Raw genomic sequence first — 25,448 nt, 5'->3', positions numbered from 1 at the left:
GTGCGCCAGGCCCGTGCGCCCCTAAACGATTTCGGGGTCCAGGACCACCGGCGCGGCCGGGGGACCGTCGTCGAGCAGTGCGCGGAACAGCTCGGCGAGTCTGGTCGGGTACACCGTCTCACGTGCTGCGAGAAGTTCCTCGCAAGTCCACCATCTCGCCCCGGTGACGCTGCGCTTTTCCAGCTCGGTGAGGCCGGTCGGGGCGGTTTCCGTCCGGTCGGTCCGGGCCAGGAAGTACCACTCGTCCTGTTCCCAGCGCCGCCCGTCGAAGGGGAAGGCGCAGTACCGGTGCCAGAGCACCGGGCCGAGCTCCACGCCGGTGATCCCGGTCTCCTCCGCCAGCTCGCGCAGCGCGGCCTGCTCCCGGGTCTCTCCCGGCTCCAGGCCGCCGCCCGGGGTGAACCACCAGTCGACCGCCGGATCGGCCGGCTCGAAGCCGTGCAGCAGCAGGACCCGGTCGTCCGGGTCCAGCAGGATCAGCCGCGAGACCTTGCGCGGACCGGTTTCAGCGGACATCGGTCGGCTCCCGCCGTGCCCTGCCGAAGCGCCGCGCGACGGGCCCGTACGCCGACCCTGCGACCACCAGCACCGCACCGGCCAGCGCGGCGTACACCTGGAGCGCCAGCGGGCCGGGCGAGGAGGTCCCGCCGGGCAGCCCCGCGTAGGTCCGCGGGCGGTCCAGCATCGCCGGTGAGGGCCAGGCCCGGGCGTCCACGCGTGCGGTGACCGCGGAGCGGTCCACCATGCCCTGTCCGGCGTCCTGGAGGTGGGCCCGGGAGTCCAGCGAGGCGGCCCGCCTGTCACCGAGCAGGAACAGCTTGCCCTGGGGGACCGTCACCTCGAACGGCGTGTCCGAGGCGAGGCCCGAACGGCGCCCGGAGCCGTCGGCCTTGACGTCGTCGACGTACGGCTCGTCCAGCTCCTTGCCGTTCACGGTCAGCCGTCCGTCCTGGTCGCAGCAGCGCACGGTGTCACCGCCGATGCCGACGACCCGCTTGACCATGGGCGCGTTGCTCCAGTCGGCATCGGTGAAGATCACCACGTCGCCGCGGCGCACCTCGCCGCCGTCGATCCGCTCGGCGAGGACCCGGTCCCCCGGCCGCACGGTGGGCATCATCGAGTCCGTGGGGACCGTGTACGGCTGGTAGACCAGCGCGCCCCATACGAATCCGCCCAGGAAGAGGGCAAAGCCGATGGCCACGGCCAGCCCCGACAGTATGTTGCCGAGGCGGCCGCGGCCACCTGTCCCACGTGCTGCTTCGCCCATCCCAGCGCCCCCCACCTCGGAGATCGTCGACTGGGCGGCAATCTACCCGGCGGTACGCCCCCGGGTCAGCACCCGCCTGCGCCACATCACCAGCGGTACCGCACCGGCCACTCCCAGTCCGGCCGGCCCGAGCCCGATCGCGGCCGCCGCGGCCTGGTCGCCGATGCCCGGCTGGTCGAAGGTGTCCGGCACCGGCAGGGTCGCCCAGCGGGTCACCGGCCAGGCCACGACCACGGCGCGGCCGACGACCTTCTCGTTCGGCACGAAGCCCTTGGTCTTGTCGTCCGTGTGGTACCGGGAGTCGTACGAGTTCTGCCGGTGGTCACCCATGACCCAGATGTGGTCCTTCGGCACCTTCAGCGGGCCGAACGGCTTGTCGTCGCACGGGGTGTTGCCGGGGAAGATGTACGGCTCGTCGAGCGCCTTCCCGTTGACCTTGACCGGTCCGCCCTTCTGGCACTCCACCGTGTCGCCGCCGACCGCGATGACCCGCTTGATCAGGTCCTTCTCGTCGGCCGAGGGCATCAGGCCGATCCAGCTGAGGGCCTGCTGGAAGATGTTGGGCTCCGGGGTCGGCTCGCCGGCCAGCCACTCGTCCGGGTCGTTGAAGACCACGACCTCGCCGCGCTCCGGCTCCGAGCCGAACCACGGGGTCAGCTTGTCCACGAGCACCCGGTCCCCGCGCTGCAGGGTGTTCTGCATGGAGTCGGAGGGGATCGAGAACGCCTGCACCAGGAAGGTCTTGATCAGCAGGGCCAGCACCAGGGCGATGACGATGAGGAGGGGCAGCTCCTTCCAGAAGGAGCGCTGCGGGCTCTCGGCGGCCTCGTCGACTCCGGCGGTCCCGTCCGTCCCGCCCGCACCGTCGACGGCGTCCTCCGGCTGCTGGGCCCCTGGCCGCTCGGGCCGCTCCTCGGGCTCATCCCGTCCGGAACGTGCGCCTACCGCCACATCCCCCACATCCACTCCTCACTTCGTACACCCGCCCGCGCCGGAACTGACGCGGGCCCTCCACTCCTCTAACGAGCGGGAGTTCCCCAAGCATCGGGAGACGGAGGACACACTATGCGACGGGCCTGTGCCTCCTGCGTCCCCGGCGCGCGGGATCGGGCACCGTGGCGAAGACGGCGGGCTTGTCCAGGCCGCCCCAGTGGCCCGACGGCCAGGCGATCACGAAGGCCCGGCCGACCACGCCCTTCTCGGCGATGGTGCCCTGGAACTGCTCGTCCAAGTGGTAGCGGGAGTCCGCCGAGTTGGCCCGGTGGTCGCCCATCACGAACAGCCGGCCCTCGGGGACCTTCACCTCGAACCTGATGTCGGAGGGCGTGTTCCCGCTCATCACGTACGGCTCATCGATGGACACGCCGTTGACGCTCACCCGGCCCCGGGCGTCGCAGCACTTGACGGTGTCCCCGCCCACCCCGATCACCCGCTTGATCAGGTCCTGCTCGTCGGAGGAGGGCAGCAGGCCGATGAAGGTGAGTGCCTGCTTGAGCTGCTTGACGCCGACCGGGTCGGGGGCGGCCCGGGTCTCGCCCTTGAGCCAGCCGCCCGGGTCCTTGAAGACGACCACGTCGCCGCGCTCGGCCTTGGCCCCGAACCACGGGGTCAGCTTGTCCACCAGCACCCGGTCGCCGATCCGGATGGTCTGCTCCATCGAGCCCGACGGGATGAAGAACGCCTGCACCAGGAAGGTCTTGAGGAGCAGCGCGATGCAGAGGGCCACCACCACCAGCAGCGGCAGCTCGCCGGCCCGCCGGGTCCGACGGCGCCGTTTGCTGCGCCGGGCCAGCCGGCGTCGTTCGGCGCGCCCGCCGAGCCGCTCCAGCTCCGCGTCGCGCTCGCGGCGTGACCGCCCGCGGCTACCCACCCGTACCGCCGGAGCCGCCGGGTCTGCCCCAGCGGGAGAGCGGCCAGCCGATCCAGTCGGCCCGTCCGATGACCTTGTCCACCGGCACCATCCCGCCGCCGGGCGAGCCGAGGTGGTCGCGGGAGTCCCGGGACTGGGACCGGTGGTCCCCCATCACCCACAGGGTGCCGACGGGCACGACGATCCGGAACGGAACCGTCGAGGGGACGTCCCCCGGGTACACGTAGGGCTCGTCCACGGGCGTTCCGTTGACCTTGATCCGGCCGCGGTCGTCGCAGCAGACCACGTCGTCGCCGCCCACGCCCACCACCCGCTTCACGAAGTCGGTGTCGGCCGGCTCGGCCAGCCCGAGGGCGGCGGCCGCACCGCGCAGGGCCTCGCCGACGGGATTGCCCTCCGGCCCTTCCTGTACGAAGGAGCCTCGGCCGTCGAAGACCACCACGTCGCCCCGGCGGGGCTGCTCGCCGAAACGGTACGCCAGCTTGTTGACCAGCACCCGGTCCCCGACCTCCAGGGTCGGCTCCATCGAGCGGCTGGGAATCAGGAAGGGCTGCAGCACGAAGTTGCTGAAGAGCAGCAGGCCGACGGTGAGGGCGACACCGGCCAGCCCGGCACGCCGCCAGGTCAGACGTCCGGAAAACGCGAAGCGCGACCGCTCCGCCCCCTCGTCGGGGGAAGAGTGGCCGCGCTGCGTGACTCGTGCTTCGGTGTCCATCGGGAGGAGCCTATCCGGCCGCTCCCTGGACCCGGCGCGAGATCAGTTGTCGCGCTTCTCCTTGATCTTCGCGGCCTTGCCACGGAGCTCACGGAGGTAGTACAGCTTCGCGCGGCGGACGTCACCGCGGGTGACCAGCTCGATCTTCTCGAAGATCGGGGAGTTCACCGGGAAGGTGCGCTCGACGCCGACGGAGAAGGAGACCTTGCGGACGGTGAAGGTCTCGGAGACGCCGGAGCCCTGGCGGCGGATGACGACGCCCTTGAACTGCTGGATACGGGAGCGGTTGCCCTCGATGACGCGGACGTGCACGTTGATCGTGTCACCCGGGCGGAAGGCCGGGACGTCCGAGCGCAGGGAGGCGGCGTTCACACCGTCGAGGAGAGAAGACATGTTCTTCGTCTGCTTTCTTCGCACGACGCCACAGGCCGCCGTGCGGGTTTCCGTAGAGAATTCGGGAGCTGCGCCACCCGGCGGGCGACGGTCCCCCTGTGGCAGGGGCGCACGCGGGCGTACAGCAGCCGCTTATTCTTCCACGCCTTCCGGCCTGCGCCAAAATCGGCCGTCGGGGGTGGGAGCCCAGCCCAGGATGCTGAGGGTCTCGCGGTCCTTCTTGTCGAAGGCCGCGGCCTCGGTGCGCTCGATGAGGTCCGGGCGGTGCAGGGCGGTGCGGGCGAACGCCTCGTCCCGGCGCCAGCGCGCGATCTTCCCGTGGTGGCCGCTGAGCAGGACCTCGGGGATGCCGCGGCCGCGCCACACCGGCGGCTTGGTGTAGACGGGGCCCTCCAGCAGGTTCGCCATCCCGCCGGGCGCGAAGGAGTCGTCCCGGTGCGATTCGGCGTTGCCCAGGACACCGGGCAGCAGACGGGCCACCGCCTCGGTGATCACCAGGACCGCGGCCTCGCCGCCGGCCAGGACGTAGTCGCCGATGGAGACCTCGTAGACCGGCATGCGGGTGGCGTACTCGTCCATGACCCGGCGGTCGATGCCCTCGTACCGGGCCGGGGTGAAGATCAGCCAGGGCCGCTCGGAGAGCTCGACGGCGAGTTCCTGGGTGAAGGGCCGACCGCTGGGCGTGGGGACGACCATGACCGGGCCGTGGGCGCCGGCCTCGTACCCGGCGGCGAGGGCGTCGTCCAGGCAGTCGCCCCACGGCTCGGTCTTCATGACCATGCCGGGGCCGCCGCCGTAGGGGGTGTCGTCGACCGTGTTGTGCCGGTCGTACGTCCACTCGCGCAGGTCGTGGACGTGTACGTCGAGCTGCCCGCGGGCCCGCGCCTTGCCGACGAGGGAGACGTTCAGCGGCTCCAGGTAGTCGGGGAAGATCGTGACGACGTCCAGCCGCATCAGGCTTCTTCTCCCCCGGCATCGCGCGAGGAGACGATCTCGGCGCGGTCGTCGATCAGGCCCGGCGGCGGGTCGATCACGGCCCGCTGCTCCTCCAGGTCGATCTCGGTGACGATCTCCTCCACGAAGGGGATCATCACCTCGGTGCCGTCCTCGCGCTCCACGATGAACAGGTCCTGCGAGGGCAGGTGGGAGATCTCGGAGATCCGGCCGATCACCGTGCCGTCGGCGAGCACCACGTCCAGGTCGAGCAGCTGGTGGTCGTAGTACTCGTCCTCCTCCTCCGGCAGTTCGGAGGGGTCGACCTCGGCGATCAGCAGCGTGTTGCGGAGCGCCTCGGCGGCGGTGCGGTCCTTCACGCCCTCGAAGCGGAGCAACAGCCGGCCGCTGTGCACCCGGCCGGTCTCGATGGTGAGGGGGCCGGCGGACGCGGGCTCGGTGTGAAGCACGGCACCCGGGGAGAGCCGGAGTTCCGGCTCGTCGGTGCGCACTTCGACGGTGACCTCACCCTTGATGCCGTGGGCACGGCCCACCCGGGCGACTACGAGCTGCACGCTCTCTCTCCTCTTTCGCGGCCGAACCGCCGCCGCTCTCGCGGAGGTGGTACCTCTCCGTCGTGGTTGCTCGATCGATGGCTGCTCCCGCCATCGTGAAACAGCACGGGCCGGGGTGGGCAACGGTGCGCCCTCCCCGGCCCGTGCCGGTGGTTCAACTGCTCAGCGGACCTGGTCCACGTCGACGAGGTCGACGCGGATTCCCCGTCCGCCGATGGCTCCCACGACGGTGCGCAGGGCGCGCGCGGTGCGGCCGTTGCGGCCGATCACCTTGCCGAGGTCGTCGGGGTGGACCCGGACCTCCAGCACCTGCCCACGACGCAGGTTGCGCGAGGCGACCTGCACGTCATCGGGGTTGTCGACAATGCCCTTTACGAGGTGCTCAAGAGCCTCCTCGAGCATGCTCAGGCCTCGGTCGACTCGGCGGCGGCCTCGGCCTCGTCCGCCTTCTTCTCAGCCTTCTTCTTCTGGGTGATGGCCTCGCCCTTGGCGTCGCCACCCTCCAGCGCCTTCGCGAACTCGTCGAAGGAACGACGCTTGTCTTCCTTCGTCGCCGGCTGCAGCAGCGGCGCCGGGGCCGGGAGGCCCTTGTGCGCCTGCCAGTCACCGGTGAGCTTCAGGAGGGCGAGGACCGGCTCGGTCGGCTGGGCGCCGACGGACAGCCAGTACTGCGCGCGCTCCGAGTCGATCTCGATGCGCGAGGGGTTGTACGTCGGGTGGTACAGACCGATCTCCTCGATGGCCCGGCCGTCACGGCGGGTACGGGAGTCGGCGACGACGACGCGGTAGTGCGGCTGGCGAATCTTGCCGAGGCGCTTGAGCTTGATCTTGACTGCCACTGGAGTGGTGTCTCCTGGTCTTGACGTGGTTGGGCACATGAGATGCCACGTGGGGTTGCGGTACTCGGGTGCCCGATGGACGCGTCAGCCGGAGGAGAGAGGGGTCCTGTGCGGCTGTCGAGTACAGCTGCCCATTCTGCCACACGCCCCGGGCGCGTCAGGACGCGGCCGCAGCCACCGCGACTTCCGGGATGCGGAAGGGTTTGCCGCAGCCGCCGCACACGATGGGGGCCTGGGCCAGCACGGACGGCACCACCCGGACGTTGCGCCCGCAGTCGCAGACCGCCTTGACCCGGACGCCGCCGCCGGAGGAGCCGTGCCGGGCGGCCGGTCCGCGGAAGCTGCGCTTGGTGTCGGCGGCGGTGGCCACGGTGTGCGCACGCAGGGCGCGCTGCAGCCGCTCCATCGTCGGGCGGTACCGCTTCTTGGCCTCCGGGTTGAGCGTGACCAGGGAGAAGCCGCTGCTCGCGTGCGGTTCCTCGGAATGGTCGAGGCCCATCTCCTCGGCGATCGCCAGGAAACGGCGGTTGTGGTAGCGGCCGGCGCGCGAGGTGTCCCGGACGCCGCGGGCCGCGGCGATGCCGTGGACTGCCTCGTGCAGCAGTCGCTCGAAGGAGAGCTCGGCGCCACAGGCGGACGAGGACTCTCCGATCAGGGACTCGGGCGCGGCGAGGTCGGGCAGCTCGGGGTGGTACCGCTGAATGTCGGCCCACGCCAGCGCCAGCTCTGCGGCCAGAACAGGTGGTGTCGTGCTCACGTCGTGACAACGAGCCTGGGGGCCCCGGTGTTCCGATTCCGGGCCATTCCAAATTTTTTGCACGTACCAGTCAGTTCAGTCTCATGCACCCTGAGGAGGGCGGGTGCGCAGAACTCCGGAGGAGTCGGTACGTACAGGGGTGCCCCGGACTACGTTCCGGGGCACCCCTCACGTCACGCCCGTCACATCGGGCGTATCAATTCACACGAGCCACACCGGTACTAACGGGTCAGTACGTCACCACGTCGGTACCGGCGGGACGGTGGATCAGTACGAGCGGGCCACGATGGCCAGCGTGCCCGGGGCGTCGTCCGACTCCGGCACCGAGCCGTCCTCGGCGACCAGGCACCGCACGGTCACGGCCTGCTCGCCGAGCTTGGCCTCGCCCTCCGGGCCCAGGTCCGCCCACGGGATCCGCGCCCAGCCGCCGGCGACCGCGGCCTCGGCGGCCTCCTCGAGGGTGGCCACGTCGGTCGTACGGGACTCCCGGCGCTCGCGGGACTCGCGCAGCAGCTGCGCCTGGTCCTCGTCCAGCACCTTGGGCAGCAGGTCCGCGAGGGCTTCGATCTGCACCGGCTCCTTGCCGCCCGGGATCCGGCGGGCCAGCATCGCGGTGCCGGCCTCCAGGTCGCGGGGGCCGATCTCGATGCGCACCGGAACGCCCTTGAGCTCCCAGTCCACGGCGCGGCGGCCGAAGGGGACGTCGACGCGGTCGTCGACCTGCACCCGCAGGCCGACGGCCTTCAGGCGGTCGCCCAGCTCGCGCACCTTGGCCACGGCCTCGTCGCCCTTGATCGCCATGACGACGACCTGGACGTGCGCCAGGCGCGGCGGGACCCGCAGGCCGTTGTCGTCGCCGTGGGACATGATCAGGCCGCCGACCATGCGGGTGGAGACGCCCCAGGAGGTCTGCCAGACCAGCTCCTGCTTGCCCTCCTTGGACAGGTAGGAGGTGTTGAACGCCTTGGCGAAGTTCTGGCCGAGCTCGTGGCTGGTGCCCATCTGCAGGGCCTTGCCGTCACCCATCATGCCCTCGAGGGTGAGGGTGTTGATGGCGCCGGCGAAGCGCTCCTTGGGGGTCTTGCGGCCGAGCACGACGTCGATGCCGAGCACGTTGGTCATGAAGTCGCCGTACACGTTCCGGTGGATGTGCGCGGCGTAGTCGCGGGCGTCCTCGTAGGTGGCGTGGGCGGTGTGGCCCTCCTGCCAGAGGAACTCACTCGTACGGAGGAAGACGCGGGGGCGCATTTCCCAGCGCACCACGTTGGCCCACTGGTTGATCAGCAGGGGCAGGTCGCGGTAGCTCTGCACCCACTTCGAGAAGTAGTCGTTGATGATCGTCTCGGAGGTGGGGCGGACGACGACCGGCTCCTCGAGCTCCTTGCCGCCGCCGTGGGTGACGACCGCGAGCTCGGGGGCGAAGCCCTCGACGTGCTCGGCTTCCTTCGTCAGGTACGACTGCGGGATGAACATCGGGAAGTACGCGTTCTGGGCGCCCGATTCCTTGATGCGGGCGTCCATCTCCTGCTGCATCCGCTCCCACAGCCCGTAGCCGTACGGTCGGATGACCATCGTGCCGCGCACTGGGCCGTTGTCGGCCAGTTCGGCCTTGTTGATCAGATCCTGGTACCAGCGGGGGAAGTCCTCCGCCTGGGGGGTGAGAACGGGAGCCTTTGCCATGGCGCGAATGGTACGGCGCCCGGAGTGCCGAGCGTGAATCGGCCCGTGATCCGGACGTGGTCCCGGCGTGATCCGACCGCGATCCCGGCGTGAACCGGGTGCGAACCGGGTGCGAACCGGGTGTGAGCGGTGCGTGATCCGGCGCGGCCCCGGCACGTTCCGGCGCGGGCACCGCACGATCCGGCGCAATCCGCGCTGACGTTCCTCTGGACGCGGGGGCGAAGTGGGAGTTCTCTGGCAACGGGGGCCAGGGGGCGAGAGGAATCAGGAGCGCTTCTTCGATGACACCTACGCCGACGGCGACGCTCGTCGCCCGGGACTGGGCGGAGATCCAGGAACGGATGCTGGTACCGCTGTACGAGGCGGTGTACGACCGACTGGAGGTCGGGCCGGGGGACCGGGTGCTCGGCCTGGACTGCGGGGCCGGGCTGAGCCTGCTGCTGGCGGCCGGCCGGGGTGCCCGGGTGACCGGGGTGGAGCCGCGGCCCGCGCTGCGCGCCCTGGCCCGGGAGCGGGTGCTGGAGGTGCTGTCCGCGGCACCGGAACCGGTCGCCAGGCCGTACGACGTCCTGACCGCCTTCGCCCCGGAGCCTGCGGCCCTGGCGACCGCGCTGGCCGGGGTCCGGCGGGGCGGTGCGGTGGTGCTGGCGGACTGGGGCCCGGCGGAGCGCTGTACGGTGCCGGGCGCGCCGGCGGCGGCCGACCTGGACGGTCTGGCGGCCGGTGCGGGGCTGCGGCCGGACGGCTCGGGCCGGGTGTTCTGCCCGTTCGGGTACGCGGACCTGGAGAGCGCGGTCCGGGGGCTGCTGTCGACCGGCCTGTACGAGGTCTCCGACCCCGCGCAGGCGGAGAAGGAACTGGCCGAGGAGCTGCACCCGTTCGAGCGGGCGGACGGCTCGGTCTGGCTGCCGAACATCTTCCGGTACGTGATCGCCCGGACGGAGTAGCGGGACCCGCCGGATCCGGTTCACCCGGCCGGACCGGCGGGACCGGCGGGACCGGCGGGACCGGTCTGGCGGGACCGGCCGCGGACGGCGGGCCTTCAGAGGGCCGGCTTGGCGGGCCGGGTGATGCCGGCCGTCGCGTACGCCTCGTCCTCCTCCAAGGTCTCGTTGGCGAGCAGCGCCTCCGCGAGCGCGTCGAGCTTGTCCCGGTGCTCGCGCAGCAGCCGGCAGGCGTTCTCGTAGCACTCGTCGACGATGCGCCGCATCTCCGCGTCCACCGCGTCCAGGGTGGCGGGCGCGGCGGTGAGCCCGTACGGGGACTGCGCGTCGGACGGGATGGCGGTGAGCCGGCCGACGCGCTCGCTCATGCCCCAGCGGCCGACCATGCCGCGGGCCAGGTTGGTGACCTGCTCCAGGTCGTTCTCCGCGCCGGTGGTGATGATCCCGTAGACCACGTGCTCGGCCGCCATGCCGCCGAGCGCGCCGATGATCCGGCCGCGCAGATAGGGCTCGGTGTAGGCGTAGCGGTCCGAGTCGGGGGTGGAGAGGGTGACGCCGAGGGCCCGGCCGCGCGGCACGATGGTGATCTTGCGGACGGGGTCGGCGCCCGGCTGGAGCATGCCCAGCAGGGCGTGGCCGCTCTCGTGGTAGGCGGTGCGGCGGCGCTCGTCCTCCGGCATCACCAGCGGCCGTTTCGCTCCGAGCTGGACCTTCTCCAGGGCGTCGGACAGGTCGGCGCGGGTGACGGCGTCCTGGTTCCGCCGGACCGCGAGCAGGGCCGCCTCGTTGGCCAGGTTGGCCAGTTCGGCGCCGGTCATGCCGGGGGTCGTACGGGCGACCCGGGCCAGGTCCACGCCCGGGTCCAGCGGGATCTCGCGGGTGTGGATGCGCAGGATGGCCTCGCGGCCGGCGCGGTCGGGCGGGGAGACGGTGACCATCCGGTCGAACCGGCCCGGACGGGTGAGCGCGGGGTCGAGCACGTCCTTGCGGTTGGTCGCGGCGATCACCACCACGCCTTCGGAGCCGGAGAAGCCGTCCATCTCGGTGAGGATCTGGTTGAGGGTCTGTTCGCGCTCGTCGTGGCCGCCGATCCCGCCGCCCGCTCCCCTGGCCCGCCCGATGGTGTCGATCTCGTCGATGAAGATGATCGCGGGGGCGACCTTGCGGGCCTCGGCGAACAGCTCCCGGACCCGGGAGGCGCCGACGCCGACGATCATCTCGATGAACTCGGACGCGGAGGCGGAGAAGAAGGGCACGCCCGCCTCGCCCGCCACGGCGCGGGCCAGCAGGGTCTTTCCGGTGCCGGGCGGTCCGGCCAGCAGCACGCCGCCGGGCATCCTGGCGCCCAGCCGGCGGTACGCCTGGGGGTTCTTGAGGAAGTCGACGACCTCGCTGAGCTCGCTCTCGACCTCGTCGATGCCGGCCACGTCGTCGAAGGTGGTGCGCGGGCCGCCCTCCAGTGCGACCGGTTTGGGCGGTGCCTTGCGGCCGATGCCGCCGAGGCCCGCGCCCATGGCCCCGCGCATCCGGCGGGCGAACAGCAGCCACAGGCCGACGAGCAGCAGCATGGGGGCGAGCGAGAGCAGCAGGTTGGCGAGGAAGCTGCGCTGCTCGACCACGGGCTTGGCGGTGACGGTGACGCCCTTGGCGGTGAGGTCGGCCCACAGGTCGTCGTCGGCGAACGCGGGCCGCTGGGTCACGAACTTCTTGTAGTCGCCCTTGCCGCCGGGGAGCTGCTGCTCGTTCTTGAGCTGGCCCTGGATGGCGTCGCCCTTGGAGTAGATCCTGGAGACGTTGCCGGCCTGGACCTGCTTGGTGAACTCGGTGTACGAGACGGTCGGTTCGTCGACCTCGTTGAAGAAGGAGAGCACCAGGTTGGTGAGCAGGTAGACGATCAGTGCGGCCAGGACCAGGCCGCGCCAGCCGCCGGGCATCTTCTTCCTCGGCTGCGGGGCCGGAGGGGCGCCCTCGGACCGCCAGGGCGTGTCCGCCCGGTCGCGCGGGGGTACGGGGGTCGGGCTGGGCACCGGCGCCTCCTTCGTCCGTCCTCCGGCCGACATTAGGCGATAATCCGGACACCCGCCCGTCCGCGCGCCAGCCGGGCGGGCAGAGCCGGGCCTACGGGAAGGGCCGTGCCGTCCCCCGTACGGAGGACGGCACGGCCCTTGCGGCGTCATGCCTACGGCGTCACGCCCGCGCGGGGCTCACGCCATGACCCGCGCGGGGTCACGCACGGCCCGCGCGGAGGTCACTGCATGAACTTCTTGAACTCGTCGGGGAGCTCGAAGTCCTGGCCGGGCTGGCCTGCGGGCAGGCCGAACGGGCTGCCCGCGCCCGGCTCGACACCGGCCGGGCCCTGCTCGCGGCGCGCCGCGGCGGCGGCCTCGTCGGCCTTCCGCTTCATCGGGTTGCCGCTCTTGCGCTTGCCCTTGGCCTGCTTGACCTGCTTCTTCTGCCGGCCGGGGCCGCCGCCCATGCCCGGGATGCCGGGCATGCCGGGCATGCCGCCGCCCTGCGCCATGCGGGACATCATCTTGCGGGCCTCGAAGAACCGCTCGACGAGGTTCTTCACGGCGCTGACCTCGACACCGGAGCCCTTGGCGATACGGGCGCGGCGGGAGCCGTTGATGATCGTCGGGTCCTGGCGCTCGGCCGGGGTCATCGACTTGATGACGGCGGCCGTGCGGTCGACGTCACGCTCGTCGATGTTGTTGATCTGCTCCTTGATCTGGCCCATGCCGGGGAGCATCCCGAGCAGCTTGGAGATGGAGCCCATCTTCCGGACCTGCTCCATCTGGGCCAGGAAGTCGTCGAGCGTGAACTCCTTGGGGCCCTTGGCGAGCTTGGCCGCCATCTTCTCGGCCTCGGCCTGCGAGAAGGTCTTCTCGGCCTGCTCGATGAGGGTGAGCATGTCACCCATGTCGAGGATCCGGCCCGCCATGCGGTCGGGGTGGAAGGCGTCGAAGTCGTCGAGCTTCTCGCCGTTCGAGGCGAACATGATCTGCTTGCCGGTGACGTGCGCGATGGAGAGCGCGGCACCACCGCGGGCGTCGCCGTCGAGCTTGGAGAGCACCACGCCGTCGAAGCCGACGCCGTCGCGGAACGCCTCGGCGGTGTTGACCGCGTCCTGACCGATCATGGCGTCGACGACGAAGAGGATCTCGTCGGGGCTGACGGCGTCGCGGATGTCCGCGGCCTGCTGCATCAGCTCCTGGTCGATGCCGAGGCGGCCGGCGGTGTCGACGATGACGATGTCGTACTGCTTGGTGCGGGCGTACTCGATGGAGTCCTTGGCGACCTGGACCGGGTCGCCGACACCGTTGCCCGGCTGCGGGCCGTAGAAGCCGACGGCGGCGCGCTCGGCGACGATGCTCAGCTGGTTGACGGCGTTGGGGCGCTGGAGGTCGCAGGCGACGAGCAGCGGGGTGTGGCCCTGGCCCTTGAGCCAGTGGCCGAGCTTTCCGGCGAGGGTGGTCTTACCGGCACCCTGCAGACCGGCCAGCATGATCACGGTGGGCGCGGTCTTGGCGAACCGCAGCCGGCGGGTCTCGCCACCGAGGATGGAGACGAGCTCCTCGTTGACGATCTTCAGGACCTGCTGGGCCGGGTTGAGCGCCTTGGAGACCTCGGCACCGCGGGCGCGCTCCTTGACGTTCGCGATGAAGGAGCGGACGACCGGGAGGGCGACGTCGGCCTCGAGGAGGGCGATACGGATTTCCCGGGCCGCGGCGTCGATGTCCTGCTCGGAAAGGCGGCCCTTGCCCCTGAGGGACTTGAAGGTCGCGCTGAGGCGGTCGGAAAGCGTATCGAACACGGTGGTCGCGATTCCTCGGGTCGGGGGCGTGCGGTCGCCCTCCAGGGTATCGGTCCGTGCGCCCGGCCCGACCCCGCGGTGCGGTACGGGTTCCACGGCCCCGGCCCGCTCCGGGCCGTTGCGGGTGTGTTGCCGGGGGGGCCGGGCCGTGCGGGTGCACTGCCGGCGGGCCGGGCCGTGCCGGTGCACTGCCGCCAGGCCAGCCCGTGCCGGTGCACTCGGGCCGGCCGGCCCGTGCCGGGGCGCTGCCGGCAGGCCGGGCCGTGCGGGGGCGCCGGCCGCTGGGTCGCGCTTCCGCGCATGGGCCATTGCCCCTCCCCGCCCTCCCCCAGACGTCGTCCGGGGGGACCCCCATCCCGAAACCGGGGCTCCGCCCCGGACCCCGCCCTTCGCCTGCGGGCCGGTGGGGACCGGTCGCGCAGTTCCCCGCGCCCCCGGCAGCGCCCGTGAAGCGGCCTCCGGGGCCGCAGACCCCGGTTTCGGGAAGGGGCGGGGAGGGGACATCGCACCGCGCAGCGGTCAGGAAAGGGCGGACCGGAGGGCGGCCGCCAAGGCGATGGCCCGGTCGGGGTCGAGGGGTTTGCCCTCGGGGGTGGTGACGTACAGCGCGTCCACCGCGTTCGCGCCCAGCGTCGAGACGTGCGCGCTGCGGACGCGGACGCCCGAGTCCTCCAGGGCCCGCCCGATGCGGTGCAGCAGGCCGACCGCGTCGGGGGCGCGGACCTCCAGGACGGTGGCCGCGGAGGAGACCTCCGGGATCACCGTCACCCGGGGCGGCGGCGGGACCACGCCCCGCCGCCGCGGGTACGCCGCCTCGCGGTCGGCCAGCCGGGACGGCACGTCCAGCGAGCCGTCCAGCGCGCGGACCAGGTCCGCCCGCAGCCGGGCGGCCTCCGGCAGCGCGCCGTACTCCGCGGCCACCCGCCAGCGCAGTACCAGCACCTCCCCCGCCGGCCCCGGCAGATCCAGCTGCCGCAGGTCGGCGGTGCGGACGGTCAGCCGGTGCAGGGCCAGCACCCCCGCCACGGCCGGCAGGATGCCGTCCTGGTCGGGGACGGCGACCACCAGTTCCACCCCGACGGCGGCGTCCTCCTCCTCCCGGGCCAGCAGGGTCAGCACCGGCTCCCCGGTGCGCAGCGCCTCCATCGCCAGCCGTTCCTGCTCGATGCCCGGTGCGGCGGCCAGGCCCACGGGCAGGCCGGCGGCGGGCCCGCCGTCGAGCACCGACGCCGCCCGCCGCACCAGGTCCGCGACCAGTCCGGCCCGCCAGGCCGACCATGCCGCGGGCCCGGTGGCCAGCGCGTCGGCTTCGGTCAGCGCGTGCAGCAGCTCCAGCGTGCCGGCCGTGCCGACGGCCTCGGCGACCGCCCGGACCGTCGCCGGATCGTCCAGGTCGCGCCGGGTGGCGGTGTCGATCAGCAGCAGGTGGTGGCGGACCAGGGTGGCCAGGACCTCCGCGTCGGCCGGGCCGAAGCCGATCCGTACGGCCATGTCCCGGGCGATGGTCTCGCCCACCTCCGAGTGGTCGCCGGGCCAGCCCTTGCCGATGTCGTGCAGCAGGGCGGCCGTCAGCAGCAGGTCCGGTCGGCCGACCCGGCGGGTCATGGCGGAGGCGCGGACCGCCGTCTCGATCAGGTGCCGGTCCACCGTCCAGGTGTGCACGGGGTTGCGCTGCGGCCGGCAGCGGACCCGCTCCCAGTCCGGCAGCAGGCGGCTGATCAGCCCCTCCGCCTCCAGTGCCTCCCAGACGGCGATCGTCGGCTCCCCCGCGCCCAGCAGGGTCACCAGCTGTTCCCTTGCCTCGGCCGGCCAGGGCACCGGCAGCGGACGCGCCTGCCCGGCGAGCCGTCGTACGGCGTGCGGCGAGACCGGCAGTCCGGCCTGCGCGGCGGCCGCGCCCAGCCGGAGCGGCAGCACCGGGTCCCGGTCGGGGCGGGCGGCCAGGGCGAGCACGGCCTCGCCGTCCTGTTCCACGACGCCCTCGGCGAGCGGGGCGCGTTCCGCGGGGCCGCCCTTCCCGGAGCCGAACAGTCCGCGGAGCCGGGGGCGGGCCGCCCGGGCCCGCAGCACCCGGCCGACCTCGCGCCAGGTGACGTCGCCGGCGTACGAGACCACCCGCGCGGCCTCGTACACCTCGCGGAGCAGTGCGTCGCCGCCGGGCAGGCCCAGCCGGGCCGCGACCTGGTCCTGTTCCTGGAGGCTGAGCCGGTCCGTGGCCCGGCCGGTGACCAGGTGGAGGGCGTCGCGGGTGTCGAGCAGCCGCCGCCGGGCTTCGGCGAGGCCCTCGCGCGGGGCGTCCGCCAGCCAGGACGCGGCGACGGCGCGGAGTGCGGTGACGTCCCGCAGCCCTCCCCTGGCCTCCTTGAGGTCGGGTTCGAGCAGGAAGCGCAGTTCCCCGGAGTGCGCGGCCCGGTCCCGGCACAGCGCGTGCAGCTCGGGCAGCCGCCGGACGGCGTGGTTGCGCCAGTCCGCCAGGACGGCGCTGCGGGTGCCCGTGACCAGTCCGAGGTCGCCGGCGACCGGCCGCGCGTCCAGCAGGCCGAGCTGCACCTTGAGGTCCTCCGCGGCGGCCTTGCGGGCCTCGGCGGGGGTCCGTACGGAGTGGTCCAGGGACAGGCCGAGGTCCCAGACGGGGTACCAGAGCCGGTCGGCGAGCCGGGCCAGCGCCGCCGCCCCGGCCTTGCCGTCGTGGAGCAGCAGCAGGTCGAGATCGCTGCGCGGGGAGAGTTCGGACCGTCCGTAGCCTCCTACGGCGACCAGGGCGGCGCCCGGTACGCCGCTCTCCCGGGCTGCCGTGGCGAACAGCCCGGCCAGCCAGCCGTCGGTCAGGGCGGCCAGCGCGGAACGCCGGGAGGGCCCGGGCCGCGCCTCCTCGGAGAGGAGTCGCAGCCGGGCCTCGGCGTAGCCGCCGGTACCGGGACCCGGGCCCGGACCGGGGCCGGGGCCGGAATCGGAGTCCGGTCCGCCCCGGCCGGACGGGTCCTTCGTGGTGTCCTCGGCGCTCGTCACCGCTCGGCTCCCGGTGTCTCTAGAGGGCGTCCGCGCCGCGCTCGCCGGTGCGGACCCGTACGACGCTGTCCACGGGCACGCTCCACACCTTGCCGTCGCCGATCTTGCCGGTACGGGCGGCCGTGATCACCACGTCCATCACGTCCTGGGCCGCGTCGTCGTCGACCAGCACCTCGATGCGGACCTTGGGGACCAGGTCGATCCGGTACTCGGCACCGCGGTAGACCTCGGTGTGGCCGCGCTGCCGGCCGTAGCCGCTGGCCTCGGAGACCGTGAGCCCCTCGACGCCGAACCGCTGCAGGGCGTCCTTGATCTCGTCGAGCTTGTGGGGCTTGACGATCGCGGTGATGAGCTTCATGCGTCGACCTTCTTCGAGTCCGTGACGGCGGTGGCGGTGGCGGCGGTGGCCCGTGCGGGGGTGCCGCCGCCGGCGCCGCTGAAGTCGTAGGCGGTCTCGGCGTGTTCGACCTGGTCGATGCCGGCGACCTCGACGTCCTCGCTGACCCGCATGCCGATCGTCTTGTGCAGGACGAAGGCGAGCAGCGCGGATGCGACGAGAGAGTACGCCAGGACGGAGAAGACTCCGATCGCCTGCTTGCCGAGCTGTTCCAGGCCACCGCCGTAGAAGAGGCCGGCCGCGTCGGACTGGACCCCGCCGGTGGCGAAGAAGCCGACGAGCAGGGAGCCGACGATCCCGCCGACCAGGTGGACGCCCACCACGTCGAGGGAGTCGTCGTAGCCGAACTTGTACTTGAGGCCGACGGCCATGGCGCAGAGCAGACCGGCGATGGCGCCGATGGCGATCGCGCCGAGCGGGGAGCAGGACCCGCCCGAGGGGGTGATGGCGACCAGGCCGGCGACGGCGCCGGAGGCCGCGCCGAGGGTGGTGCAGGCGCCGTGCCGGAACTTCTCCCAGGCCAGCCAGGACAGCATGGCGGCGGCGGTGGCGACCTGCGTGTTGAGGAACATCACGGCGCCGATGCCGTCGTCGTTGCCGAGCCAGGAGCCGGCGTTGAAGCCGAACCAGCCGAACCACAGCAGGCCGGCGCCGAGCATGACCAGCGGGAGGCTGTGCGGGCGCATCGGGTCCTTCTTGAAGCCGACGCGCTTGCCGATGACGAGGATCACGCCGAGGGCGGCGGCGCCGGCGTTGATGTGGACGGCGGTGCCGCCGGCGAAGTCGATGACGCCCATCTCGAACAGCCAGCCGCCGGAGCCCCACACCCAGTGCGCGACGGGGAAGTAGACGGCGGTGACCCAGAGGGCGGTGAAGAGCGCCCAGGCGGAGAACTTCACGCGGTCCGCGAGGGCGCCGCTGATCAGGGCCGGGGTGATGACCGCGAACATCAGCTGGAAGACGGCGAAGACGTAGACCGGGATGGTGTAGCCGTCCCAGAGCTGGGTGAGGCCGAGGCCGCTGAGGCCGAGGTAGTCGGCGGACCAGCCGATGACCGAGCCCTTGTCGGTGCCGAACGCGAGGCTGAATCCGTAGAGCACCCACAGGATCGTGACGATCCCGAGGCTGATGAAGCTCATCATCAGCATGTTGAGGCTGCTCTTGACGCGGACCATGCCCCCGTAGAAGAAGGCGAGTCCCGGGGTCATCAGCATGACCAGGGCGGAGCAGATGAGCATGAACCCGGTGTTCGCGGCAGACAGCGTCGGGGCGTCTGCGGCAAGGGTCGTGATGGCTGGTGCCATCGGCGTCTCCTCGTCGTCGGTACGTTCGCGTGCGGGCGACCGTGTGGAAACCTGAGCGGCGGCGTGCTCCCGGCGGGGATGGCCGGTTATGAGCCATGAGATTCGCGCAGGCCGGTTTCCGGCGGCGCCGCTTCCGTGTTTCGCGACGGTGACGAAGAGGTCGGGGCTGTTACGTCGGGGTGAACGCGGCCGGCCGCGGCGGTACCCGGTGACTGACCTGGCGATGGGGGGAGCCCGATCTGCTGTACGGGGTACCGGCCGCGGCCGGGGTCTTCAGACCGCCTCGGCCGATTCCGGCAGGCGGGCGGCCAGGTGGTCGGTGAGCCGGACCACCTCGGCGATGTCGCCGTATTCACGGGCGGCGGTGTCCACGGTCTTCCGGAGTCGGGTGTTCACCCGTTCGGACCGCACCTTTTTCGCCACGTCCAGCGCCTGGTCGACGAGGACGGTGGCCTGTTCCGGCTCGCGCTGGAGGAGGTGGACGGTGGCCATGCCGATGAGGTTGAGGGCGTAGGAGCGCTGGTGCTCCTCGTCCTTGGCGAAGAGCTCCACGGCGCGTTCCATGACGGGTTCGGCCAGGGAGGCGTAGGTGGGGCTGCGGCCGGCGACGTAGGCCAGGTCGCGGTAGGAGTGGGCGTTCTCCCCGTTGAGCTCGGCCTCGGAGAAGAAGCGGATCCAGTCGGGCTCGGGCTCGGGCTCGCCGCCGAAGCCGACGTCGCCGAAGGTGTCCTCGGCCATCCGGACGGCCCGCTTGCAGCGGCTGGGCTGGCCCATGTTGGCGTAGGCGCGGGCCTCCATCGCATACAGCATGGCCTGGGTGCGGGGTCCGGCGCAGTCGCGGCTGCCGTACTGGGCGAGGTGGATGAGCTCCAGGGCGTCCTCGGGGCGGCCGAGGTGGATCATCTGGCGGCTCATGCCGGAGAGGATGTACGAGCCGAGCGGCTTGTCGCCGGCTTCCTTCGCGGCGTGCAGGGCGAGCACGAAGTACTTCTGCGCGGTGGGGTGGAGGCCAATGTCGTAGCTCATCCAGCCGGCGAGCTCGGCCAGCTCGGCGGCGACCTTGAAGAGTCTCTTCATGACCGGCCCGGGGTGGTTCTCCTGGAGCAGGTCGGTGACCTCGTGGAGCTGGCCGACCACCGCCTTCCGGCGCAGTCCGCCGCCGCACTGGGCGTCCCACTGGCGGAACATCACGGTGGTCGCTTCGAGGAGGTCCAGTTCCGGGTCGGAGAGCCGGGGGGCGCGCGGCCCGGGGAGGGCCGCCTCGCGCGGTCCGGGGTCGCCGGCCGGGACGGGGACGAGCCAGCGCTGCATGGGCTCGATGAGGGCGGGGCCGGCGGAGAGCGCGAGCGAGGTCCCGAGGAACCCCCGGCGGGCGAGCATCAGGTCGCTGCGGGAGAACTCGCCCAGCAGTTCCACGGTCTGCGGGCCGGCCCAGGGCAGGTCGACGCCGGAGACGGAGGGGGTCTGGTGGGCGGTGCGCAGACCGAGCTGCTCGATGGCGACCACGGTGCCGAAGCGTTCGGAGAACAGCTCGGAGAGGATGCGCGGGACGGGCTCGCGGGGCTGTTCGCCGTCGAGCCAGCGGCGGACCCGGGAGGTGTCCGTGCTGATGTGGTGGGCGCCCATCTGCCGGGCGCGGCGGTTGACCTGGCGGGCGAGTTCGCCCTTGGACCAGCCGCTGCGGACGAACCACGAGGTCAGTTGCTCGTTCCGGGCAGCAGAATCCGCGTCCGTTCCGCTTGCGCCGTTGCCGCCCACTGGAACGCCCCCATCCGCTCTGCTTCTCCCTACGAAACCCTGGCCCCGTGCGTCAGGCCCTCCAGGGACCTTCACGATTCCTTCACGGTTTGCCTGCGGCATAACCACGCTCGGGGTCGACGCCGGGGTTCGTGCACCGAAAGTAATCCTACGATCACCCCTTCGGCGAGGCTGTTTGCGGAATCGCCACCATTCGCCACCCCTTCGAATGAACTCGCCACCCGTCGGGCGCGATTCACTGGACACAGAACCGGACCCGGTGGCAGGGCGTGGCCGACGGGGGCGGGCGGCGAAGCGCGTAACCACCGGCAGGCCGGACCCGTTGGAGGGGGCATGGGCATGGGCTTCACGATCGGCGGCAGCCGGGGGACCAAGGAGTTCCGGACCGGCGCCCGGCGCCGCGGGCGGATCCCGGAGTGCACGGTGGTGGCCGAGTACACGGGGCTGTGGGGCTGGGACGCGGTTCCCGGAGCCCGCGCCGCCGGACCGGGCCGGGACTGTTCGTGCGGTGACCTCCGGTGTGCGGCGCCGGGAGCGCATCCGCTGCCGTGCGCGCCGCCGGTCCGGGCGGGGGCGACGCTGGACGAGGCGATCGAGGCCTGGGCGGACTACCCCGGCGCGGCCGTGCTGCTGCCGGTGGGCCGTGCCTTCGACCTGATCGACGTCGCCGAGGAGGCCGGCCGGCGGGCGCTGGTCCGGCTGGAGCGGATGGGGCTCCCGCTGGGGCCGGTGACCGTGACGCCGGACGGGCGGGCGCAGTTCTTCGTGGCCCCGGGGGCGGCGGCGGAGCTTCCGCAGCTGCTGTACCGGATGGGCTGGGACGATGCCGGGCTCGACCTGCGGGCGCTGGGGGCCGGCAGCCACCTGACGGCTCCGCCGTCGGACCACGCGGGCCTCGGCCCGGTCGGCTGGCTCCGCCCGCCCACCCTCGACACGGCCGGCCGGCCTCCGCAGGCGCGGCTGCTGCTGGGGACGCTGGCGTACATCTGCCACCGCTTCCAGCGCTAGCACCTCCCGGCGGGGCGGGGCCCCTGCGCTCCGCCGGCGCGGGGCTGGGTGGCGGCACGCCTGCCCGCCGTGCGGGTGCCGGCCGTTGCCCGGCCGTCCGGGGCTTGGCTGCGCTACGCCGCGCCGTGTGGGGCAGACGCTGCTCACGCGGCCGTTTCGGTGCCGGCCGGTGCCCGGCCGTACGGAGCTTGGCGGCCGTACGCCGCGCCGTGTGGGCAGGCGTGCCGCAGGGCGGGGGGGGTACGGCGAAGCCCCCGGCCGGGGTGGGCGCGGGGGCTTCGGGGGCGGGTGGCCTCAGGCGGGGTCGCCGATGAGGGCGTCGACGAACGCGGCCGGTTCGAAGGGGGCCAGGTCGTCCGGGCCCTCGCCGAGGCCGACCAGCTTGACCGGCACGCCCAGCTCGCGCTGGACCGCGACCACGATGCCGCCCTTGGCGGTGCCGTCGAGCTTGGTCAGCACGATGCCGGTGATGTCCACGACCTCGGCGAAGACGCGGGCCTGCATCAGGCCGTTCTGGCCGGTGGTGGCGTCGAGGACCAGCAGCACCTCGTCCAGCGGCCCGTGCTTCTCCACGACCCGCTTGACCTTGCCCAGCTCGTCCATCAGGCCGGTCTTGGTGTGCAGCCGGCCGGCGGTGTCGATCAGGACGACGTCCGCGCCCTCGGCGATGCCCTCCTTGACCGCGTCGAAGGCGATCGACGCCGGGTCGCCGCCCTCGGGGCCGCGCACCGTGCGCGCGCCGACCCGCTCGCCCCAGGTCTGCAGCTGGTCGGCGGCGGCGGCGCGGAAGGTGTCCGCGGCGCCCAGCACCACGCTGCGGCCGTCGGCGACCAGGACCCGGGCCAGCTTGCCGGTGGTGGTGGTCTTGCCGGTGCCGTTGACCCCGACGACCATGACGACGCCCGGCGTGTCGAGGCCGCTCTCCGTCTTCACCACGCGGTCCATGTCCGGACCGATCAGGGCGATCAGCTCCTCGCGCAGCAGGCCGCGCAGCTCGTCCGGGGTGCGGGTGCCGAGCACCTTGACCCGCTCGCGGAGCCGGTCGACGAGTTCCTGCGTGGGCTTCACGCCGACGTCGGCGATGAGCAGGGTCTCCTCGATCTCCTCCCAGGTGTCCTCGTCCAGGTGTTCCCGGGAGAGCAGGGTGAGCAGTCCCTTGCCGAGGGAGTTCTGGGACCGGGCGAGCCGGGCGCGCAGCCGGACCAGCCGGCCGGCGGTGGGCTCGGGCACCTCGATCTCGGGAGCGGCGGGCGCCTCGGGCTCCAGGACCTCCGGAGCGGGAGCCGCCGCCTCCGCCTCCGGGAGCCCGACCTCCTCGATCGTGCGGCGCGGTTCTTCCGCCGTTTCGACGGAGTCTTCCCCGACCTGGGGTTCGGCGGGCGGGGCAGTGATGGTCGGCGTGCTCGGCGGGGCCTGGGGCGGCAGCTGCTTCTTCCTGCGGCTGCCGACCACGAGCCCGCTGACGACAGCACCGACCGCGACCAGGGCGATGACTACAGCAAGGATGACGATGTCCATAACCGCTTCAGTATGCGCGACCGCCCGCCCCCGGCCCCGTTTCTGCTGGTGAGGCCCGCCGGGCCGGATGTGCGGACGCGCGGGCCCGCCGGATCCCTGTAAAGCTGACGCAGCATCAGCTAACGTCCCCTCCCGCCACCCACATCCGGCGGAGGGACCTTCCATGCCCATCACCGTGGCCCGCTTCAACCTGATCGACCCCGACGGCACCCCCGAGACCCTGGCCGCCCGCTACCAGGCGGCGGTGGAGATGGCCCGGTACGCCGACGAGCACGGGGTCGACACGGTCCAGACCGAGGAACACCACGGCACCGACAACAACTGGCTGCCCTCCCCCTTCACCTTCGCCGGCGCGGTCCTCGGCGCCACCCGCCGGATCGCGGTCACCGTGTCGGCGATCATCGGCCCGCTGCACGACCCGCTGAAGGTGGCCGAGGACATCGCCGTACTGGACCTGATCGGCGGCGGGCGGCTGGTGACCGTGGCGGGCATCGGCTACCGGCCCGAGGAGTACGAGCAGCACGGCGTGGAGTGGGGGCGGCGCGGCCGGCTCCAGGACGAGCTGCTGGAGACCCTGCTGAAGGCGTGGACCGGGGAGCCGTTCACCTTCCGCGGCCGGACGGTGAAGGTCACCCCGCGGCCGTTCACCCAACCGCACCCGCTGCTCCTGGTGGGCGGCAGCTCGCGGGCGGCGGCCCGGCGGGCGGCCCGGCTGGGCCTGCCCTTCTTCCCGAGCGCGCACCTGCCGGAACTGGAGGCGTACTACCAGGAGCAGCTGGCCGAGCACGGGACGGAGGGCTTCTGCATGATGCCCGCCGCCGAGACCCCGCTGCTGCACATCGCGGAGGACCCGGACCGGGCCTGGGCGCAGTACGGCCGGCACTTCCTGCACGAGGCGGGCATGTACGCGTCCTGGCAGTCCAAGGACATCCGTTCGGCGGTGCGCTCCGGCGCGACCACCGTGGAGGAGCTGCGGGCCGAGGGGGTCTACCGGATCCTCACCCCGGAGCAGGCGGTGGCGTACGCGCGGGGCGCGGGCGAGGCGGGGAACCTCGTCCTGCACCCGCTGTGCGGGGGCATGCCGCTGGACGAGGGCCGGCGCAGCCTGCAGCTGCTGTGCGAAAAGGTGCTGCCCCGGCTCTGAACCAGGGGTCCGGGCCGGGGCAGCGGGGAGGAGCGGGGTGGTGGCGGGGAGTTGTTACCCCATCTCCTCCAACGCCTTGCCCTTGGTCTCCGGCACCCATTTGATGACGAAGGGGATCGAGAGCACGGCGAAGATCGTGTAGATGATGTACGCCCCGGACAGGTTCCAGTCGGACAGCGTCGGGAACGTGACGGTGATCAGCCAGTTGGCGATCCACTGGGCCGCGGCGGCCACGCCGAGGGCCGCGGCCCGGATGCGGTTGGGGAACATCTCGCCGAGCAGCACCCAGACGACCACGCCCCAGGAGAGGGCGAAGAAGAGCACGAAGGCGTGGGCGGCGACCAGGGCGACGGTGCCCTGGAGCTCGGGCATGGAGATCTGGCCGCCGATCTCCTGCTTGTACGAGAAGGCCCAGGCGCAGGTCCCGAGGGAGACGGCCATGCCGGCCGAGCCGATGAGGGCGAGCGGCTTGCGGCCGAGCCGGTCCACGAAGAGCATCGCGATCACCGTGCCGATGATGTTGATGATCGAGGTGGTGAAGGAGTAGAGGAACGAGCTGGTCGGGTCGACGCCGACGGACTGCCACAGCGAGGAGCTGTAGTAGAAGATCACGTTGATGCCGACGAGCTGCTGGAAGACCGAGAGGCCGATGCCGACCCAGACGATGGGCAGCAGGCCGAAGCTGTTGCCGCGCAGGTCCTTGAAGGTGGACTTGTGCTCGGAGCGCATCGCGAGGTCGATCTCGTGGACCCGGGCGTCCACGTCGATGCCGGAGCCCTCGACGTCCTTGAGGACCACCCTGGCCTCCTCGGTACGTCCGGCCGAGATCAGGTAGCGCGGGGACTCGGGGATGGCGAAGGAGAGGAGCCCGTAGACGATGGCGGGGATCGCCATCACGCCCAGCATCCACTGCCAGGCCTCCAGGCCGCCGATCTCACCGCGCTGTTCTCCGCCGGCGAGGTTGAGGATGCCCCAGTTGACCAGCTGGGAGACGGCGATGCCGGTGACGATGGCCGCCTGCTGGAAGGAGGCGAGCCGGCCGCGGTAGGCGGGCGGGGAGACCTCGGCGATGTAGGCGGGGCCGATGACGGACGCCATGCCGATGGCGAAGCCGCCGATGACCCGCCACATGGCGAGGTCCCAGAGGGCGAAGGGGAGCGCCGAGCCGATGGCGCTGGCGGTGAAGAGCACCGAGGCGATCTGCATGCAGCGGATGCGGCCGATCCGGTCGGCGATGCGGCCGGCGGTGGCGGCGCCGATGGCACAGCCGATCAGGGCGGCCGCGATCACCTGGGCGAGCGCCTCGGAGCCGATGTCGAAGCGCTCCCGGATCGCCACGACGGCGCCGTTGATCACGGAGCTGTCGTAGCCGAAGAGAAAGCCGCCCATGGCGGCGGCCGCGGCGATGAAGATGACGTGCCCGAGGTGGTCGGGGCGCGGTGCGCGTCCGCCCGGGGTCGGCTTCTCTGTGCTGGTCAAGGTGTGCTCCGTGGGGGTTTTGTCCGTTCTCCTAGTGGCGCACA

The 25,448-nt window shown here is 72.3% G+C and carries 22 protein-coding genes and 1 pseudogene; 3 read left to right on the top strand and 20 right to left on the bottom strand.

Features of this window, described 5'->3' with window-relative positions; translation table 11 throughout:
• Positions 1-21: 21 nt before the first annotated feature.
• From AB0O36_RS20090 to proS, 12 genes and pseudogenes are all read right to left on the bottom strand, one after another.
• A complete protein-coding gene (locus tag AB0O36_RS20090) occupies positions 22-516 on the bottom strand; it encodes an NUDIX hydrolase (RefSeq protein WP_365111975.1) in 495 nt (164 codons plus the stop codon).
• A complete protein-coding gene (lepB, locus tag AB0O36_RS20085) occupies positions 506-1,267 on the bottom strand; it encodes a signal peptidase I (RefSeq protein ID WP_365111972.1) in 762 nt (253 codons plus the stop codon). Before lepB (AB0O36_RS20085) ends, AB0O36_RS20090 begins: the two co-directional genes overlap by 11 nt.
• 42 nt (positions 1,268-1,309) lie before the next feature.
• A complete protein-coding gene (gene lepB / locus AB0O36_RS20080; RefSeq protein WP_365111969.1) occupies positions 1,310-2,218 on the bottom strand; it encodes a signal peptidase I in 909 nt (302 codons plus the stop codon).
• A pseudogene (gene lepB, locus AB0O36_RS20075) lies at positions 2,187-3,137 on the bottom strand (signal peptidase I). The gene lepB (AB0O36_RS20080) and the pseudogene lepB (AB0O36_RS20075) overlap by 32 nt, the downstream one beginning before the upstream one ends.
• On the bottom strand, positions 3,130-3,852 hold the full coding sequence (gene lepB, locus AB0O36_RS20070; RefSeq protein ID WP_365111967.1) for a signal peptidase I: 723 nt from the start codon (positions 3,850-3,852) through the stop codon (positions 3,130-3,132). The pseudogene lepB (AB0O36_RS20075) and the gene lepB (AB0O36_RS20070) overlap by 8 nt, the downstream one beginning before the upstream one ends.
• A 42-nt stretch (positions 3,853-3,894) precedes the next feature.
• On the bottom strand, positions 3,895-4,245 hold the full coding sequence (gene rplS / locus AB0O36_RS20065; RefSeq protein WP_365111964.1) for a 50S ribosomal protein L19: 351 nt from the start codon (positions 4,243-4,245) through the stop codon (positions 3,895-3,897).
• Positions 4,246-4,377: 132 nt separating this feature from the next.
• On the bottom strand, positions 4,378-5,199 hold the full coding sequence (gene trmD, locus AB0O36_RS20060) for a tRNA (guanosine(37)-N1)-methyltransferase TrmD (protein WP_365111961.1): 822 nt from the start codon (positions 5,197-5,199) through the stop codon (positions 4,378-4,380).
• Positions 5,199-5,753: a ribosome maturation factor RimM gene (gene rimM / locus AB0O36_RS20055; RefSeq protein WP_365111958.1), complete on the bottom strand. Its 555-nt coding sequence runs from the start codon at positions 5,751-5,753 to the stop codon at positions 5,199-5,201. The genes trmD and rimM overlap by 1 nt, the downstream gene beginning before the upstream one ends.
• A 162-nt stretch (positions 5,754-5,915) precedes the next feature.
• Positions 5,916-6,155: an RNA-binding protein gene (locus AB0O36_RS20050; RefSeq protein ID WP_007266827.1), complete on the bottom strand. Its 240-nt coding sequence runs from the start codon at positions 6,153-6,155 to the stop codon at positions 5,916-5,918.
• A gap of 2 nt (positions 6,156-6,157) precedes the next feature.
• Positions 6,158-6,592: a 30S ribosomal protein S16 gene (gene rpsP / locus AB0O36_RS20045; RefSeq protein WP_365111955.1), complete on the bottom strand. Its 435-nt coding sequence runs from the start codon at positions 6,590-6,592 to the stop codon at positions 6,158-6,160.
• 157 nt (positions 6,593-6,749) lie between these two features.
• Entirely contained in the window at positions 6,750-7,349 is a 600-nt protein-coding gene (locus tag AB0O36_RS20040) for a hypothetical protein (protein WP_365111952.1), read from the bottom strand.
• A gap of 267 nt (positions 7,350-7,616) precedes the next feature.
• On the bottom strand, positions 7,617-9,029 hold the full coding sequence (proS, locus tag AB0O36_RS20035) for a proline--tRNA ligase (protein ID WP_365111949.1): 1,413 nt from the start codon (positions 9,027-9,029) through the stop codon (positions 7,617-7,619).
• A gap of 281 nt (positions 9,030-9,310) precedes the next feature.
• Between proS and AB0O36_RS20030 the strand changes: the two genes are divergently transcribed.
• Positions 9,311-9,976 (top strand): methyltransferase type 11, encoded by a 666-nt coding sequence (locus AB0O36_RS20030; RefSeq protein ID WP_365111947.1) that lies wholly within the window; start codon positions 9,311-9,313, stop codon positions 9,974-9,976.
• Positions 9,977-10,071: 95 nt separating this feature from the next.
• Here the strand turns inward: AB0O36_RS20030 and ftsH are convergent, their stop codons facing one another.
• The 6 genes from ftsH to AB0O36_RS20000 form a co-directional block, all read right to left on the bottom strand.
• The gene (gene ftsH, locus AB0O36_RS20025; RefSeq protein ID WP_365111944.1) at positions 10,072-12,000 is read right to left on the bottom strand and encodes an ATP-dependent zinc metalloprotease FtsH; all 1,929 of its coding nucleotides are present in this window, start codon (positions 11,998-12,000) and stop codon (positions 10,072-10,074) included.
• Between the two features lie 221 nt (positions 12,001-12,221).
• Complete coding sequence (gene ffh / locus AB0O36_RS20020) at positions 12,222-13,787, bottom strand: signal recognition particle protein (protein ID WP_365111942.1); 1,566 nt, start codon at positions 13,785-13,787, stop codon at positions 12,222-12,224.
• 519 nt (positions 13,788-14,306) lie between these two features.
• On the bottom strand, positions 14,307-16,796 hold the full coding sequence (locus AB0O36_RS20015) for a [protein-PII] uridylyltransferase (RefSeq protein ID WP_365111939.1): 2,490 nt from the start codon (positions 16,794-16,796) through the stop codon (positions 14,307-14,309).
• A 19-nt stretch (positions 16,797-16,815) separates the two neighbouring features.
• Entirely contained in the window at positions 16,816-17,154 is a 339-nt protein-coding gene (locus AB0O36_RS20010; protein ID WP_365111936.1) for a P-II family nitrogen regulator, read from the bottom strand.
• On the bottom strand, positions 17,151-18,497 hold the full coding sequence (locus AB0O36_RS20005) for an ammonium transporter (protein ID WP_365111934.1): 1,347 nt from the start codon (positions 18,495-18,497) through the stop codon (positions 17,151-17,153). Before AB0O36_RS20005 ends, AB0O36_RS20010 begins: the two co-directional genes overlap by 4 nt.
• Before the next feature lie 273 nt (positions 18,498-18,770).
• Positions 18,771-20,255, bottom strand: coding sequence for a hypothetical protein (locus tag AB0O36_RS20000; protein WP_365111931.1), 1,485 nt, complete (start codon positions 20,253-20,255; stop codon positions 18,771-18,773).
• Positions 20,256-20,594: 339 nt separating this feature from the next.
• Between AB0O36_RS20000 and AB0O36_RS19995 the strand changes: the two genes are divergently transcribed.
• Positions 20,595-21,263 (top strand): bifunctional DNA primase/polymerase, encoded by a 669-nt coding sequence (locus tag AB0O36_RS19995; RefSeq protein ID WP_365111928.1) that lies wholly within the window; start codon positions 20,595-20,597, stop codon positions 21,261-21,263.
• A 294-nt stretch (positions 21,264-21,557) separates the two neighbouring features.
• Here AB0O36_RS19995 and ftsY read toward each other — a convergent pair whose 3' ends face one another.
• The gene (gene ftsY / locus AB0O36_RS19990; RefSeq protein ID WP_365111925.1) at positions 21,558-22,781 is read right to left on the bottom strand and encodes a signal recognition particle-docking protein FtsY; all 1,224 of its coding nucleotides are present in this window, start codon (positions 22,779-22,781) and stop codon (positions 21,558-21,560) included.
• A gap of 163 nt (positions 22,782-22,944) precedes the next feature.
• Here ftsY and AB0O36_RS19985 point away from each other — a divergent pair, with 163 nt between their 5' ends.
• Positions 22,945-23,925 (top strand): LLM class flavin-dependent oxidoreductase, encoded by a 981-nt coding sequence (locus tag AB0O36_RS19985; RefSeq protein WP_365111923.1) that lies wholly within the window; start codon positions 22,945-22,947, stop codon positions 23,923-23,925.
• 54 nt (positions 23,926-23,979) lie between these two features.
• Here the strand turns inward: AB0O36_RS19985 and AB0O36_RS19980 are convergent, their stop codons facing one another.
• Positions 23,980-25,404, bottom strand: a complete 1,425-nt coding sequence (locus AB0O36_RS19980) for a sugar porter family MFS transporter (protein ID WP_365111920.1) — start codon at positions 25,402-25,404, stop codon at positions 23,980-23,982.
• Between the last annotated feature and the right edge of the window lie 44 nt (positions 25,405-25,448).

It is taken from the genome of Streptomyces sp. NPDC089799 (assembly GCF_040684755.1).
Lineage (GTDB): Bacteria > Actinomycetota > Actinomycetes > Streptomycetales > Streptomycetaceae > Streptomyces.
Note: the sequence above shows the minus strand (reverse complement) of the source record. Positions and strands in the feature narration are given on the sequence as shown.

Coding starts and splice junctions, on each gene's coding strand:
- AB0O36_RS20090 (WP_365111975.1), bottom strand. CDS start 516: ATGTCCGCTGAAACCGGTCCGCGCAAGGTCTCGCGGCTGATCCTGCTG.
- lepB (WP_365111972.1), bottom strand. CDS start 1,267: ATGGGCGAAGCAGCACGTGGGACAGGTGGCCGCGGCCGCCTCGGCAAC.
- lepB (WP_365111967.1), bottom strand. CDS start 3,852: ATGGACACCGAAGCACGAGTCACGCAGCGCGGCCACTCTTCCCCCGAC.
- rplS (WP_365111964.1), bottom strand. CDS start 4,245: ATGTCTTCTCTCCTCGACGGTGTGAACGCCGCCTCCCTGCGCTCGGAC.
- trmD (WP_365111961.1), bottom strand. CDS start 5,199: ATGCGGCTGGACGTCGTCACGATCTTCCCCGACTACCTGGAGCCGCTG.
- AB0O36_RS20050 (WP_007266827.1), bottom strand. CDS start 6,155: ATGCTCGAGGAGGCTCTTGAGCACCTCGTAAAGGGCATTGTCGACAAC.
- proS (WP_365111949.1), bottom strand. CDS start 9,029: ATGGCAAAGGCTCCCGTTCTCACCCCCCAGGCGGAGGACTTCCCCCGC.
- AB0O36_RS20030 (WP_365111947.1), top strand. CDS start 9,311: ATGACACCTACGCCGACGGCGACGCTCGTCGCCCGGGACTGGGCGGAG.
- AB0O36_RS20010 (WP_365111936.1), bottom strand. CDS start 17,154: ATGAAGCTCATCACCGCGATCGTCAAGCCCCACAAGCTCGACGAGATC.
- AB0O36_RS20005 (WP_365111934.1), bottom strand. CDS start 18,497: ATGGCACCAGCCATCACGACCCTTGCCGCAGACGCCCCGACGCTGTCT.
- AB0O36_RS19995 (WP_365111928.1), top strand. CDS start 20,595: ATGGGCTTCACGATCGGCGGCAGCCGGGGGACCAAGGAGTTCCGGACC.
- ftsY (WP_365111925.1), bottom strand. CDS start 22,781: ATGGACATCGTCATCCTTGCTGTAGTCATCGCCCTGGTCGCGGTCGGT.
- AB0O36_RS19985 (WP_365111923.1), top strand. CDS start 22,945: ATGCCCATCACCGTGGCCCGCTTCAACCTGATCGACCCCGACGGCACC.